This is a genomic window from Campylobacter aviculae (assembly GCF_005406215.1).
GTDB lineage: Bacteria > Campylobacterota > Campylobacteria > Campylobacterales > Campylobacteraceae > Campylobacter_D > Campylobacter_D aviculae.
In genome coordinates this window covers 113,695-128,011 of the sequence record NZ_NXMA01000004.1, presented here as the reverse complement: position 1 = coordinate 128,011, position 14,317 = coordinate 113,695, and the positions used below count along the sequence as shown (strand labels likewise).

Genomic DNA, 14,317 nt, shown 5'->3' with positions numbered 1-14,317 from the left:
TCTAAATTTTTACCTTAATTTTTTGATTACAATCGCCACAAATTCCATAAAGTTGCATTAAATGCCCAGTTAATTTAAAATTGTATTCTTTAGCAATTAAAGCTTGTTGTCGCTCGATTATAGAATTTTCAAACTCTATAATTTTACCACAATTTTTACAAATCATATGATCATGATGTGGTTTATTGGCTAACTCATATTTTTTTCCTGCTGAACCAAAAGAGATGGAAGTAACCATTTCCGCTTCTTCTAGCAAATTTAAAGTTCTATAAACAGTAGCAATTCCTACATTTGAATTTGGCTCAACTTGTTTTATTTCCATATATAAACTTTCTGGAGTATGATGAGTATCACTGTGATATAATGTTTTTAATAATATTTCTCTTTGTTTGGTATATTTAAGACCGCCCTGTCTTAAAATTTTTTTAAATCTTTCTAGTAATACATCGTACTCTACATTTTCAATTAACATATATTATTCCTCTTGAGTGCCATTTAAATCATTTACTATGCTTTTTAAATTTTTACCCGCCTCTTGCAAACCATTCTCTGTTATAGACTGATTCATAATAAATGAACCAGCATTTTTAAGCAATTCTAAAGTATAACTATCTTTAGCAAAATTATTGAGTTTATTATTTAAAAAATCGATTTTTGCTATACAAAAAATCAAGATAGCAAATATCAAAAACACCTTCATACCACCAAAAATAAACCCTCCTATGCGATCTAAAAATCCTAAACCGCTAAATTTTAATAATTTAGAAAGAAAATTTCCAAATAAAAGACAAAAAATCCAAAAAATAACCAAAACAGCTAAAAAACCTGCAAAATTTGCCAAACTTTGGTTATCTATTTTATAAAAAGTGTTTCGGATAAACTCAGAAGCTTCCGATGCATACTTTGATGCTACAAAAACACCTCCAATAATACCCAAAAGTCCAAAAATTTCTTTAATTAAACCATTGATAATGCCTTTAAGTCCCAAGAGCAAGGTAAAACCTAAAATAAAAGCATCAAACCAATAAAAATTCATCTTAACCACTTTCTCTACAATTAAAACTGACTTATTTTACAAACAGGTATTAAATAATCAGTTAATCATTCTATAATTTTAGGAACAATAAAAAAATGCTCACTGTATTTTGGAGAATGCTCTAAAACTTGATTGATCACATTGCTAACTCTAGCTTCATCCACCCTAAAAGGCGTTCCGCCTTTAATGGTATTAATCGTAATTTCGGAAAAACTTAAATCTAACTCATTAAGCTTATCAACAAAATTTACAATTTCGCTTAACTCTTGAATCACTTCGATTCTTTTCTCTTCTGCAATCTTTAAAGCACTTAATTTTTCAAGCTTACTAAGCAATTTCTCATCTATTTGCATTTGTAAATCGTAACCTTTTATGTTGTATTTTGATTTTCGAAAAATTATATCATAAAAAACTTTAAATTATTTAGAGTATTCTTTAGAATTTATAATTTTATGTTACAATATTATGTCATAGAAAATTTTCAAAGGATGAATTTTGAGATTGAAAGATAACCTAAAAGCTATAAAAACGGAATTTAATACTGAAGAAAAGTTTATAGAAAATTTTATAAGAAGTGAAAGATTTATACAAAAATATAAAATCTATATATTTTTACTGATTATAATCTTAATACTTTGGTTTGCAATTAGTTTTATTAACTCTAAAATAAACGAATATAATGAAAAAGAGAGTAATAGAATTTATACAAGTTTATTAAATAATCCTAACGATCAAGATCTTTTAAATAAACTCGAGCAAAAAAATGAAAATCTTTATGCAATTTTCCTTATGGAAAAATTTGTCAATGATTCAAATAATACAAAATTAAAAAGTCAGATCCAAGCTCTTAAGGATAATTCTAATGTAAATCCTCTTTTGCAAAATATTATTTCTGCCTCTTTGGAAGAAAATTCCATTTTCTTAAAAGACTATGATAAAGTTTTTAAAGCTTATCAACTCTTAAAAGAAAATAAAATAAAACAAGCAGATATATTACTTTCACAAATTAATGAAAACTCTAGTTTAAATCAAATTGCTAAAAATCTTAAACATTATCAAGGTATTTCACAATGAAACATTTTTTTATAATTTTATTTTGCTTATTCTTTCTTTATGCTTGTGGAACCAAAAGACAATATTTTGAACCTGTGCATATTGATGGAGAATTATCTTATAATGATTCTTTAAAGGCAAATATCGTTGATTGGAATTTATTTTCTGCTAAATTAGATAATAATGGAATTATTTTAAAAAATGATATTGTAATTAATGATTTTAAGCTTGATAAAAACTATATTCTTTTAGCTTATCAAGATGGAGAGTTTATCGAAGCTGATAATAATGGAAATTTAAAAATTTATGATCATAATCATAATGAAACTTATTCCTATAAATTTGATGCTGCTGTAGTTGGAATAGCTTTAAATGGTGATGATTTGGCTCTTGTATTAGCAGATAATAGTATTGTTTTTGCAAATCGTTCTCTAGGGATAAAATTCACTCAGACTTTAACTCCTGCACCTGTACAAGATAGTCGAGTTGCAAATCCTGTATTTTTGGATAATATCATAATCTATCCTACCCTAGATGGCAAAATCATAGTTTTATCTAAAAATACCTTAAAGGTTGTAAAAGATATAGTTGTTTCTGCGGAAAATTTTTTTAATAATATTATTAATCTCAGTATAAAAAATGATAAAATAATAGCTGCGACTGCCAAGAGAGTTATGGTTATAAGTCCAACACGAACCATTTATTTAAATGCAGATATTAAAGATATTGCGCTTAATAACAATGCTATTTTTATTTTCGAAAAAGATGGAAATATTATAAAGACTGATTATAACCTAAGAAAATTAGAAGAAAGAAAATTTGATTTTGCCATCTTTACAAAAGCAACAATATACAATGATTATTTATATGCTTTTGAAAAAACAGGTTATTTGATAAAATGTGATTTAAATTTAGAAGATGTAAAAGTATTTAAACTTTCAGATGCTGTTGAGGAATTATCTTTTATAGGAAATGGTCGATTTTATTTTGGAAATAAAATTTTAGATCTACTATGAATGTATTAGATGAAGCAATGAATATATTTAACTTAAATTTAAAATCTTTTGATTTGAAATCTTTTACAAACAAAAGATCTTATCTTTGTGCTACAGATAATAAGAATTTACTCTTTGTTTATACAGGAAAAGCTAGATTTGTTACAAAAGATGCTTTATTTTTAGATAACTTAGCAAATAATTTTAAATTAAAACACAAATTCTTTTTTACCAAAAATGCACTTTGTTCCAAAGCAAAATTATATTTAAAAGAAAAAGGATTTGATATTTATGTTGCTTTGTGATATTGGTAATTCTAATGCCAATTTTTTAGATAATAATAAATATTTCACATTAAATATACAGCAGTTTTTAGAATTTAAAAGCGAACAAAAAATCTTTTATATTAATGTCAACGAAAGCTTAAAAGATCATCTTAAATCTCAAAAAAATTTTATAAACCTTGAACCTTTTTTTATGTTTGATACTATTTATCAAGGCTTAGGTATAGATCGTATTGCTGCTTGTTATACTATAGAAGATGGAGTGATTGTAGATGCTGGAAGTGCTATCACCGTGGATATAGTTTCAAATTCTATACATCTAGGAGGGTTTATTTTACCTGGAATTGCTAACTTTAGAAAAATTTATACTCACATTTCTCCTAGATTAAAGCATGAGTTTAATACTCAAATCAGTTTTGATGCCTTTCCTCAAAAAACAAGAGATGCTTTAAGTTATGGAGTTTTTAAAAGCATTTATCTGCTTATAAAAGATGCTACGCAAAATAAAAAACTCTATTTTACAGGTGGAGATGGACAATTTTTGGCAAACTATTTTGAAAATGCGATTTATGATAAACTTCTTATTTTTAGAGGAATGAAAAAAATTATACAAGAAAATCCTAATTTATTACTCTAAAAGTGTTACAAAAATTCTCACTAAATATATTATTTAACAAATTTTAACTTTTTATAAAATAAATTCGACTAAACTTTTATTTAGTAAGTTTTATTTCAAGTAAAAGGAAAAATGATGGCTCAAAAACAATTCGATGTGCTTATCATTGGGGCTGGGATTTCTGGATCTGCTTTATTTTACGAATTTGCAAGATACACAGATATCAAAAACATTGCCTTAATAGAAAAATATAGCTCTCCCGCGACTTTAAACTCTAGAGGAACAAGTAATTCTCAAACTATACACTGTGGCGATATAGAAACTAATTATACGCTAGAAAAAGCTAAAAAAGTAAAAAGAACTGCAGATATGATTATAAAATATGGAATTTTGCAAAATGCACAAAATCGTTTTATGTTTTCACATCAAAAAATGGCTCTAGCGGTTGGCGATACAGAATGTGACTATATGAAAAATCGCTATGAGGAATTTAAAGAACTTTATCCTTATATAAAATTTTTCGATAAAGATAAAATCAAACACATTGAACCTAAAGTGGTTATTGGAGAAGACGGTATCAATGATAGGCCAGAAAATATCTGTGCTATGGGTGTTGAATCTGGAGAAGTTTTTACTACTGTTGATTTTGAGAAAATGAGTACAAGCTTAGTTGAGCAAGCCCAACTACAAAATAAAAATACTTTTATAGCCTTTAATCAAGAGGTTACTTATATCGAAAAAAAAGAAGATATTTTTATCGTAAGAACAAATAACTATCAAGAATATTATGCAAAAGCTATAGTTGTAAATGCCGGTGCACATTCTTTGTATTTAGCTCATAAAATGAATCTAGGGATGGATAAATCATGCTGGCCTGTTGCAGGCAGTTTTTATCTTACTAAGCAAAAACTACTTAATGGTAAAGTTTATATGGTTCAAAATCCAAAATTACCATTTGCTGCATTACACGGAGATCCTGATTTACTGGCAAATATGAATACTCGTTTTGGACCAACAGCATTGGTTATTCCAAAATTAGAACGTTACCATGGTTTGAAATCTGTTCCTGAATTTTTTGAAGCTTTAAGATTTGATAGTATAGTTTTAAAAGTTACTTTAAATATGTTTAAAGATTCAACAATCAGAAATTATATACTCTATAATTACCTTTTTGAGCTACCTTTTATCAATAAAAGATTATTTGTCAAAGATGCCAAAAAAATAGTTCCGAGTCTTAAAACAAGTGATATTTATTATGCTAAAGGTTTTGGTGGAGTGCGTCCTCAAGTTATTGATAAAACAAAAGGAGAATTAATGTTAGGAGAAGCGAGTATTGTTGAAATTCCTGGAATTATTTTTAATATGACACCAAGTCCAGGTGCAACAAGTTGCTTGGGTAATGCCGAAAGAGATGTAAAATTAATATGTGAATATTTAGGGGCTAAATTTGACGAAGATAAATTTACTTCTGAATTATTATAATTTATAACTTAAACAAAAAGGATTTATTTATGCTAAAAAAAACAAAGATTGTAGCTACGGTTGGACCAGCGAGCGAAAAAGAAGAAGTTTTGCGTCAAATGATCATTAATGGCGTAAATGTTTTTCGCCTAAATTTTTCTCATGGAACTCATGAATATCATAAAAACAATCTTGAAACTATACGCAAAGTAGCAAAAGAACTCAATGTTCGTGTAGGAATTTTACAAGATATCAGTGGACCTAAAATTCGCACAGGAGAATTAAAAACGCCTTTTGAACTTAAAAAAGGCGATAAACTTGATTTTTATCGCGAAAAAATTATAGGGGAGCAGATTGCAACAAACCATTACAAAATAAGTATCAATCAAAGTGAAATTTTAAATATGCTTAAACTTAATGAATATATATATTTATATGATGGATCTATTCGGACTCGAGTAACTGCAATTGATTCTGAAAAAATTGAAACGATAATTGAAAATGATGGTTTTTTGAATTCAAATAAAGGTATTAATTTTCCAAACACTAAAATCAATATAGATATTATCACTCAAAAAGACAAAGATGATTTGCTTTGGGGGATACAAAATGGGGTTGATTTTCTTGCTATTTCTTTTGTACAAAATGCCCATGATATTGACGAAGTCCGTGAAATTCTTATAAAAAATAATGCTACAATAGCAATTTTTGCGAAAATAGAGAAATTTGATGCAGTTGAAAATATAGATGAAATTATAGCTTCGAGTGATGGTATTATGGTTGCGCGTGGAGATTTGGGCATAGAAGTTCCTTATTATAGAGTACCTAATATCCAAAAAGAAATTATCTATAAAGCCAATAATGCTTCTAAACCTGTTATTACAGCCACTCAAATGCTTTTTTCTCTTGCAAAAAGTAAAACGGCAACAAGAGCTGAAATTTCTGATGTTGCCAACGCTGTTTTAGATGGTAGTGATGCAGTGATGCTCAGTGAAGAAAGTGCTGTAGGTATAGATCCTGCTAATGCAGTTGATATTATGTGTCAAACCATTATAGAAACCGAAAAGCGCTATCCCTATAATAAATTTAATGATTTTGAAAATCTAGACAACACGGATAAAATTATGCGCTCTTCAGCCAATCTCGCTAATGATTTAAATGCTAGTGCAATTTTTTCTCTTACAAGCAGTGGTAAATCGGCACTAAAAATCTCAAGATATCGACCAAATATGGAAATTATAGCTGTGGGTCATTCTGAAAAAACTCTTAATTCTTTAAGTATAGTTTGGGGAGTTAATCCTGCTATTTTAGTTAATAAAAGTAGTGGCTTAACAGAATTGCTAAAAGATGCCGTAAAGTCAGCTGTAGAAAAAGGTTTTATGAAAGAAGATAAATGTTATTTACTCACCGCAGGTTTTCCAACAGGAGTTGAAGGTACAAGTAATCTTATAAGAATATTAGAAAAAGAACAAATATCTTATTATCTAAAATAAAAATTTTTTTATAGAATAATCAATATTAAATTTATCTAAAATATAAAATTTTATTGAAAAAAGTCGATATAAAAATAACCTCACAATAAGGAGCTAAGATGCAAGTGAATACTTATTCAAATATCGCTAGCATGACGCAAACACAAGTTAGCAATAAAAAGGCAGACGAAGATGCTAAAAAAAATACGAAGGATACAAACGTCCAAAGTGCGAATTCAAGTAAGGATATTGATAAAAACACTCTTGAAAAATTAAGCACGCTTGGAGGAAAAGGTATTACTCAACTTTACCTAGTTCAATTTCAGCAACAAACTATGAATACTGTTTTTGGTACAAGTAGTGCTCAAGCTGGAATTAATGAACTTTTAGGTGGAGGTGATTTAAATACCGCTAAGTCCATTCTTTCAAATATTGATTTTGCATCTTTAGGTTATAGTGGTAAAAATCCACTTTCTATGAACGCTGACGAGCTAAATCAGCTTATAAGCGAAGACGGATTTTTTGGTATCGAGAATACAGCAAATCGCATTGCTGATTTTGTAATCAATGGTGCTGGAAATGATGTTGATAAACTCAAAGAAGGTCTTGAGGGTATGAAAAAAGGTTTTGAGCAAGCAGAAAAAATGTGGGGTGGGAAGCTTCCTCAAATCAGCCAAGATACAATTGAAGCAGCAATTAAAAAAGTTACTGATCGCATCGATGAACTTGGGGGGAAAACTTTAGATCTTCAAGCTTAATTAAAGATGTTTGGTTTTTCCAAACATCTTTAATTTTTAATATCAAAAGTAAAAAATTCACTTTTAAAATTATTAGGCAAGGTTTTATATTGTGATATTGCGGCCTCATAATTATGAACTTCTTGATAAAGCAAACCTAATGCGGCTTTACTTTCTTTATTGTTTTTATCGGTAAGTTTTGAAAGTTGAAGGAGTGCTATTGCCGAATTTGGATTATTTGCTCCTATAGCAGCTACTGCGGCTAAAAACAAAGTTCTACTATCTTTAATTTTTAAATCATCAATCAAGACATTGTAAAGTGCGTAAGATTCTTCATATTGCTGTGCAAATATATCCAGATACGCTAAAGTTTGCATCACTCCTTCGCTTTTAAATTTCGAAGTATTCATTAATTCTTTAAATTTATTTCTTTCTAAATTTAAAAGTCCCGAGATATGCATCAAACTAACATAAAATTCTCTAGTAATATTCGGTCCACCAAAAACATTGCGGTAATCAAGTTTTAAATTTTTAAAATGAATTTGTGCATTTTGAGCATATTCTTTAATATTGAAATTTGAATTTAAAGAATTAAAATATAAAATATTTGCGACAATATCTTGTGGTAATTGCGATCTCAATTTGGCAATTTTTACATCCACTTGATTATTAAGATTATTATTTTTTGCAATAATGGCTTCAAATATAAGACTTAAAGGCGAATCTTCTTTTTTGTTTTCATCCAAATAGGGTAACATAGAGACATAATCATTATTAGCTAAAAATAACATACTTTTATATATATTTATTTTAGATTTATCATCAGTACTCATATTTTCAAGAATTTCATTATAAAGTTTAGTTGTATCATAACCACCTAATTTTCCGCAAAACATAGCAAATACACCTGCTAAATAATTTTTAGGATTTAAATGATAGGAGCTAGAAAAATATTTATAAGCAAGCTCATAATTTTGCATTTGTGCGTAAGTTAAAGCTAAATTATATTGTAAAATACTATGTTCTGGATAATTTTTTAACAATTGCTGAAATTCTTCATTTGCAAGTCTTAATTGCTGATTGAGTGCGTGATTGATAATGTTAGCAATTTTAATATTAGTAGAAGATAAAGCCTTGCTTACAGCTAAATAATTCCCAGAATTTGCACCATCGTCAATAAAATCTACAATATTAGATTTTTCTATATAAAGTGATGCCTGTTTAGAATCAAACACTTGATAAGGTGCATAATAAAAAAGTAAATCGAATTGATTTTTGGTTTTTTTGAGTATATCCTTAGAAAAATTACTTTGTGCTATTTCAATATTAAATAAATTTTGATTTAAACGTGTTTTGATTTTATACCTATCTAAAACTTTATATTTATTTTCATCATTATTTTTATAAATATTTTGCAAACGCATCAACATATCTTGATAATCACCTGTTTTTATATCCACTAAAGTTAAGGCGGCTAAACTCTGGTTAAAATCTCTTTCAATTTTCATGGCCGTATTTAAAAAAGATTTGGCCTTATCATATTCACCCATTCTAGCATATAAAAGACCTAAAGAAAGACTTGATTCAAAATTTTCTTGTGTATTTAATTGCTGAACTGCTTTTGTATCAAAATCCATTTTTGCATAAATTTTAGCAGACAGATATTTAGCTGTATCTATATAAGGCTCAATATTAACACGCTGAAACATTTGCAAAGCTTCTGGATAATATCCTTTATAATAATCTATTAGAGCTAAATAATAATTATATAACTTGGATTTTCCTTCTTTTGAAAGGTAAACTTGTGCTAAATCGATATAATAATTAAATTTTTCCTTATCCTCAAGTTTTAAAGCACAAACTGCAGCATTTATAGCTGATACACTTTGATTCTCTCCACTTGCTATTGCCTTTTTAAAACTTTCTAGTGCTTCTTTAAATTTATTTTCATTCATTTGAGAAACACCTAAGTTATAATTTGATAAAGATTCGTTATAAACAGCAATTTGCTTATAAACTTTTAAGGCCTGATTAATTTCTCCCTTAAGATAAAGTGCATTAGCTTTTTGTATCATTTCATCAACTTTTGACATATCATGATTATATTTATAAGATTCATCTGGAACAATTTCTGGTTGTTCTATAGGTTTAGAGGCAACAATATCAGGTTTAATATTTCCTTCACTAAAAATTAAATAAAAAAGAGTAAATACTAAAATACAAATTAAAAGTGAAGATGCAGCTACAAGAGAGATAAATTTTCTATCTTTATACCAAGGGATAAGTTGATTCTCATCTTGAACTTCTTCAGGAGATGAAGCATCTTCTTCAGGAGCACTCTCTCGAGTAAAACTAAAACCAGTATCATTATTTTCACCAGAAGACTCTTCTGATAGTGATACAAATTCTTCATCTTCGGGAGCTTGTCCTTCTTGCCCCTTAAACTCTCCTAAACTCTCATCAAGCCTTTCCCTATTTAAATCGTCTTCTGATTTTTCTAATACTATATCTTCTTTTTCGGCCATTTATTGTCTCTAAAAATATTTTCTTAAAACATCAGGGATGGTGATTTTTCCATCTTTATCTTGATAATTTTCCATAATAGCAACTAAAGTTCTACCTACAGCTAATGAAGAACCATTTAAAGTATGGACTAATTCATTTTTACCTTGATCATTTTTATAACGAATTTTAGCACGTCTTGCTTGAAAATCACGACAATTAGAAACGGAGCTAATTTCGCGATATTTATTTTGAGAAGGAATCCAAACTTCAAGATCAATAGTCTTTGCAGCACTAAAACCCAAATCTCCCGTGCAAAGCATCAAATGCCTATGAGCCAAACCTAAAGAGCTTAATAAATCACTCGCACATTCTACCATTTCGTTAAACACACTATCGCTTTGTTCAGGCTTAGTTATACTGACAAGTTCTACCTTTTCAAATTGATGCTGACGAATAATTCCTCTTGTATCACGTCCTGCACTACCGGCTTCTTTTCTAAAACAAGCACTATAACAAGTCATTTTTATTGGTAAGCTTTCACTACTTAAAATTTCTCCGCTATAAAGATTGGTTACTGGAATTTCAGAAGTTGAAATAAGATATAAGTCCTCGTCCTCTACTTTATACATATCATCTTTAAATTTTGGCAATTGTCCTGTTCCAAACATAGTAGCACCATTAACCAAATAAGGCACATTGACAAAATTAAAGCCACGACTTCTGTTAAAATCTATCATATAATTAACCAAAGCTCTGCTTAACAAAGCCCCCTCGTTCTTAAGTACACAGAAACGACTCTCAGAAATTTTAACCCCTCTTACAAAATCAAGCCAATCTAAACTTTCACCCAAATCGTGATGCTCTTTGGGTTCAAAATCAAAATTTGGTGGAGTAAGAACTTTTTTTACTTCAACATTTTCATCTTCATCTTCACCTACAGGAACAATATCATCAGGAATATTTGGAATTGTATGCGCAATACTTTCAAGCTTATTTTCTAAAACAACAACTTTTTGATTTTGCTCATTAATTTTATTTTTATTTTCGCTTAGCTTTGATTTTAAGTCTTCCTTATCTTGAGTATTGGCAAGCTCTTTACTGAATTTATTTTGAAAAGCTTGCAATTCCTCTAAAGCTGTTTTTTCTTTTTTTAACTCAATAAAAATTTCAGCAAGTTGCTTGAGTAAATTTTCATCTACCTTTTTACTTTTTAGCTTTTTAGCCACCTCATCAAAATTGTTTTGTAAATTTTTTAAATCAAGCATCTCTTACTCCTTTATTTATAACCCTATTTTATCATAAATTTTTTGCATTTTTGCTTGAGCTACATTTTTAGCTCTATTTGCACCAAAATCTAAAATTTCTTTCAAATACGAAGGTTTTTCTAAAAATTCTTTATATTTTTGCCTCGCATCCTTAAAATACTCATTGATAAGTTCATTTAAATACATTTTAAAATGCCCATAACCTTCCCCTCCTTTTAAATAGCGACTTTTTAAATCACTTTCTCTTTCTTCATCTAAAAACAACTTTGCTATTTTAAAAACATTGCATTCTTTAGGATCTTTAGGTTCTTCTAAAGGGGTACTGTCAGTTATAATGGATGAAATTTGTTTTTTTAAGGTTTTTTCATCACTAAAAATATCTATAGTATTCTTATAAGATTTACTCATTTTAGCACCATCCGTTCCTAAAACAACTGCTACATCTTCATTAACTTTAGCTTGAGGTAAAGTAAAAATTTCTCCCCACTCATTATTTACCTTTAAAGCAATATCACGTGCAATTTCAACATGCTGAATTTGATCTTTTCCTACAGGAACAAGCTGGGTATCAAAAAGTAAAATATCTGCTGCCATCAAAACAGGATAAGAAAAAAGTCCGTGAGAAGCACTTAAACCTTTAGCAATTTTATCCTTATAACTATGTGCTCTTTCTAATAAGCCCATAGGAGTAAATTGTGATAAAATCCAATAAAGCTCCAAAACTTCTTTTACATCGCTTTGTAGCCAAAACACACTCTTTTGAGGATCAATACCAAGACTTAAAAAAGCTGCAGCTGCTTTTAGTGAATTTTCTTTTAATTTTTCCCCATTTTGCGAAGAGGTCATAGCATGGTAATTTGCAATAAATATAAACATTTCACTTGTATTTTGTGCATCTACCATTTGTTTTATCGCACCAAAATAATTTCCTATATGCAAATCTCCGCTAGGTTGTAATCCTGTCAAAACTCTCATTTTATTGCCTTTTTTAACTCATCCATAAGAATATCAATGCTTTTATTTTCGATATCTATAATAATATCAGCCTTATCCTCATAAGACTTTATCCTTTCATTATATAATTTTTTTGCTTTAATTTCATCATAAAATAAAGGTCTTTTAGCAATTTCATCTTCATTTAAACGCTTTTTTAAATACTCAAAACTAGCCTTCAAATAAATACAAAAACCTATTTTTTCTAAATTTTTTACTTGGATAAAACCACCACCGCTTGCAATACAAGCATTATTGCAACTGCTAAAAAAATCAGCTAATTTTTGTTCTTGCTCTCTAAAAAACTCCTCGCCCTTATTTTTAAAAATCTCAGTAATATTTTGATTAAATTTTGCTTCGATTAACAAATCACTATCTAAAAAAATTCGATCCGATCTTATAGCCAAATTTCTAGCTATAGTGCTTTTTCCAGACCCCATAAAGCCGATAAAAATAATATTATCCATTCTCATCATTTTCCTTACTTCCTTTTTTACGCGAAGCAATGATTAAAGGCACTCCTTCAAAATCAAATTCTTTTCTTATCTTATTTTGCAAATAACGCTTATAGCTAAAATGCAAGGCTTTTGGACGATTCATGATTAAAGCAATCTTTGGAGGTGCGATATCATATTGTACAGCATAATAAATTTTAACCAATTTTCCATAATCATGTGGCAAAGGATGTGCTTTAGTTGCATTTTCTATTAAAATATTAAGTTTTGAAGTTGGAATTTTTTGTATGAAATTTTCAAAAACTTGTAAAATTTTATCAAGAATCACATGCACCCTTTTGCCGCTTAAAGCTGAAACACTCACAATAGGTGCATGAGCTAAAAATTTAAAACGATCAAGTTTTAGCTCCTTAACTGTTTTATCAAAATCAAGATCACTCTTATCCCATTTATTTAAAACTATGATAACACCTAAATAATACTTTGCAATAAGCCCTGCTATTCTTTCATCAAGTTCGTTAAAACCTTCATCCGCATCTAAAACCAAAAGTGCGATTTGAGAATTTTGCAAAATTTTTTCTGTACGATTTAAAGCAAATCTTTCTAATCCTTGAATTTTTCCACGTTTTCTAATACCGGCAGTATCAACAAATTCTATCGTTTTATTCTGATGGATTATTGTTTCATTCACAGGGTCAATCGTGGTGCCAGCTATACTACTAACAACACTACGTTCTTGCTTGACTAAGGCATTTAAAAGACTTGATTTTCCAACATTAACACGACCTACTATCCCTACTCTAATATGATTTTGATCTACCTCTTTAAATTGTACTTCTTGCTTAGCTTCATAATGCTCTAAAAAATCCTCTAAATCTTGCTCTTCATCAGGAATTAAACTAGCTTCATTCAAAAATTGCTCTAGCCAATTATAAAGCTCATCGAGTCCCACATTGTGAGTTACAGAAATATTAAAAATTTCTTTTACACCAAAATTTGCAAATTCCCACGCTCTTTCTTCATCTTTTTTATTATCCACCTTATTGATAACCAAGGCCAGTGGTTTATTTAATTTTTTCAAAGAGTAAAAAAAACGTCTATCTTCTTCATCTGGGGCTAATTTTCCATCAACCAAATAAAGAATAATATCACTTTCTTTAGCAACCTTTAAAGTATTTTTTTTAACATTTTTAAAAAGCTCATCACTCTCATCAAGCCCACCACTATCGATAATAAAAGCACTTTTAGATCCTATATGAATTTCTGTTTTATTTGTATCTCTAGTCGTACCCGAAATCTCACTTGTAATGGCTATCCTTCTTTTTGCCATCCTATTAAAAAGACTTGATTTTCCAACATTAGGTTTACCTATAAGTATAATGCTTTGCATTTCTTTGCCTAAATGATAAATTTTTATTTTTAAGAAAGATTATATAAAATTTGCC

General features: G+C 28.9%; 15 protein-coding genes. 7 read left to right on the top strand and 8 right to left on the bottom strand.

The features are described from left to right. Position 1: 1 nt before the first annotated feature. The 3 genes from CQA76_RS03210 to gatC all read right to left on the bottom strand — a co-directional run bounded on the left by CQA76_RS03210 (position 2) and on the right by gatC (position 1,389). Positions 2–472 (bottom strand): Fur family transcriptional regulator, encoded by a 471-nt coding sequence (locus CQA76_RS03210; RefSeq protein WP_137622012.1) that lies wholly within the window; start codon positions 470–472, stop codon positions 2–4. A gap of 3 nt (positions 473–475) precedes the next feature. Further along, positions 476–1,036 (bottom strand): CvpA family protein, encoded by a 561-nt coding sequence (locus CQA76_RS03205; protein ID WP_137622011.1) that lies wholly within the window; start codon positions 1,034–1,036, stop codon positions 476–478. A 65-nt stretch (positions 1,037–1,101) separates the two neighbouring features. Continuing rightward, positions 1,102–1,389: an Asp-tRNA(Asn)/Glu-tRNA(Gln) amidotransferase subunit GatC gene (gene gatC / locus CQA76_RS03200; RefSeq protein ID WP_137622010.1), complete on the bottom strand. Its 288-nt coding sequence runs from the start codon at positions 1,387–1,389 to the stop codon at positions 1,102–1,104. 142 nt (positions 1,390–1,531) lie between these two features. Between gatC and CQA76_RS03195 the strand changes: the two genes are divergently transcribed. The 7 genes from CQA76_RS03195 to CQA76_RS03165 all read left to right on the top strand — a co-directional run bounded on the left by CQA76_RS03195 (position 1,532) and on the right by CQA76_RS03165 (position 7,675). Further along, positions 1,532–2,110, top strand: coding sequence for a hypothetical protein (locus CQA76_RS03195; protein WP_137622009.1), 579 nt, complete (start codon positions 1,532–1,534; stop codon positions 2,108–2,110). Beyond that, positions 2,107–3,105, top strand: a complete 999-nt coding sequence (locus CQA76_RS03190; RefSeq protein ID WP_137622008.1) for a hypothetical protein — start codon at positions 2,107–2,109, stop codon at positions 3,103–3,105. Before CQA76_RS03195 ends, CQA76_RS03190 begins: the two co-directional genes overlap by 4 nt. After that, the gene (locus CQA76_RS03185; RefSeq protein ID WP_137622007.1) at positions 3,102–3,389 is read left to right on the top strand and encodes a tram-like protein; all 288 of its coding nucleotides are present in this window, start codon (positions 3,102–3,104) and stop codon (positions 3,387–3,389) included. The genes CQA76_RS03190 and CQA76_RS03185 overlap by 4 nt, the downstream gene beginning before the upstream one ends. Further along, positions 3,376–4,005 (top strand): type III pantothenate kinase, encoded by a 630-nt coding sequence (locus CQA76_RS03180; protein WP_137622006.1) that lies wholly within the window; start codon positions 3,376–3,378, stop codon positions 4,003–4,005. Before CQA76_RS03185 ends, CQA76_RS03180 begins: the two co-directional genes overlap by 14 nt. Before the next feature lie 114 nt (positions 4,006–4,119). Continuing rightward, a complete protein-coding gene (locus tag CQA76_RS03175; protein ID WP_137622005.1) occupies positions 4,120–5,466 on the top strand; it encodes an FAD-dependent oxidoreductase in 1,347 nt (448 codons plus the stop codon). A 29-nt stretch (positions 5,467–5,495) separates the two neighbouring features. Further along, positions 5,496–6,938, top strand: a complete 1,443-nt coding sequence (pyk, locus tag CQA76_RS03170; RefSeq protein WP_137622004.1) for a pyruvate kinase — start codon at positions 5,496–5,498, stop codon at positions 6,936–6,938. Between the two features lie 98 nt (positions 6,939–7,036). Beyond that, a complete protein-coding gene (locus CQA76_RS03165; protein WP_137622003.1) occupies positions 7,037–7,675 on the top strand; it encodes a hypothetical protein in 639 nt (212 codons plus the stop codon). 29 nt (positions 7,676–7,704) lie between these two features. Here CQA76_RS03165 and pflB read toward each other — a convergent pair whose 3' ends face one another. From pflB to der, 5 genes are read right to left on the bottom strand one after another with little or no spacing between them, the layout of a single operon-like run. Further along, a complete protein-coding gene (gene pflB, locus CQA76_RS03160; RefSeq protein WP_137622002.1) occupies positions 7,705–10,179 on the bottom strand; it encodes a motility protein PflB in 2,475 nt (824 codons plus the stop codon). A 9-nt stretch (positions 10,180–10,188) separates the two neighbouring features. Beyond that, positions 10,189–11,424: a serine--tRNA ligase gene (serS, locus tag CQA76_RS03155; protein ID WP_137622001.1), complete on the bottom strand. Its 1,236-nt coding sequence runs from the start codon at positions 11,422–11,424 to the stop codon at positions 10,189–10,191. 15 nt (positions 11,425–11,439) lie between these two features. Continuing rightward, complete coding sequence (gene trpS, locus CQA76_RS03150; RefSeq protein WP_137622000.1) at positions 11,440–12,399, bottom strand: tryptophan--tRNA ligase; 960 nt, start codon at positions 12,397–12,399, stop codon at positions 11,440–11,442. Continuing rightward, complete coding sequence (locus CQA76_RS03145) at positions 12,396–12,890, bottom strand: shikimate kinase (RefSeq protein ID WP_232364887.1); 495 nt, start codon at positions 12,888–12,890, stop codon at positions 12,396–12,398. The genes trpS and CQA76_RS03145 overlap by 4 nt, the downstream gene beginning before the upstream one ends. Then, entirely contained in the window at positions 12,877–14,262 is a 1,386-nt protein-coding gene (gene der / locus CQA76_RS03140) for a ribosome biogenesis GTPase Der (RefSeq protein WP_137621998.1), read from the bottom strand. Before der ends, CQA76_RS03145 begins: the two co-directional genes overlap by 14 nt. Between the last annotated feature and the right edge of the window lie 55 nt (positions 14,263–14,317).

Coding starts and splice junctions, on each gene's coding strand:
- CQA76_RS03210 (WP_137622012.1), bottom strand. CDS start 472: ATGTTAATTGAAAATGTAGAGTACGATGTATTACTAGAAAGATTTAAA.
- CQA76_RS03205 (WP_137622011.1), bottom strand. CDS start 1,036: ATGAATTTTTATTGGTTTGATGCTTTTATTTTAGGTTTTACCTTGCTC.
- gatC (WP_137622010.1), bottom strand. CDS start 1,389: ATGCAAATAGATGAGAAATTGCTTAGTAAGCTTGAAAAATTAAGTGCT.
- CQA76_RS03190 (WP_137622008.1), top strand. CDS start 2,107: ATGAAACATTTTTTTATAATTTTATTTTGCTTATTCTTTCTTTATGCT.
- CQA76_RS03185 (WP_137622007.1), top strand. CDS start 3,102: ATGAATGTATTAGATGAAGCAATGAATATATTTAACTTAAATTTAAAA.
- CQA76_RS03180 (WP_137622006.1), top strand. CDS start 3,376: ATGTTGCTTTGTGATATTGGTAATTCTAATGCCAATTTTTTAGATAAT.
- CQA76_RS03175 (WP_137622005.1), top strand. CDS start 4,120: ATGGCTCAAAAACAATTCGATGTGCTTATCATTGGGGCTGGGATTTCT.
- pyk (WP_137622004.1), top strand. CDS start 5,496: ATGCTAAAAAAAACAAAGATTGTAGCTACGGTTGGACCAGCGAGCGAA.
- CQA76_RS03165 (WP_137622003.1), top strand. CDS start 7,037: ATGCAAGTGAATACTTATTCAAATATCGCTAGCATGACGCAAACACAA.
- pflB (WP_137622002.1), bottom strand. CDS start 10,179: ATGGCCGAAAAAGAAGATATAGTATTAGAAAAATCAGAAGACGATTTA.
- serS (WP_137622001.1), bottom strand. CDS start 11,424: ATGCTTGATTTAAAAAATTTACAAAACAATTTTGATGAGGTGGCTAAA.
- trpS (WP_137622000.1), bottom strand. CDS start 12,399: ATGAGAGTTTTGACAGGATTACAACCTAGCGGAGATTTGCATATAGGA.
- CQA76_RS03145 (WP_232364887.1), bottom strand. CDS start 12,890: ATGAGAATGGATAATATTATTTTTATCGGCTTTATGGGGTCTGGAAAA.
- der (WP_137621998.1), bottom strand. CDS start 14,262: ATGCAAAGCATTATACTTATAGGTAAACCTAATGTTGGAAAATCAAGT.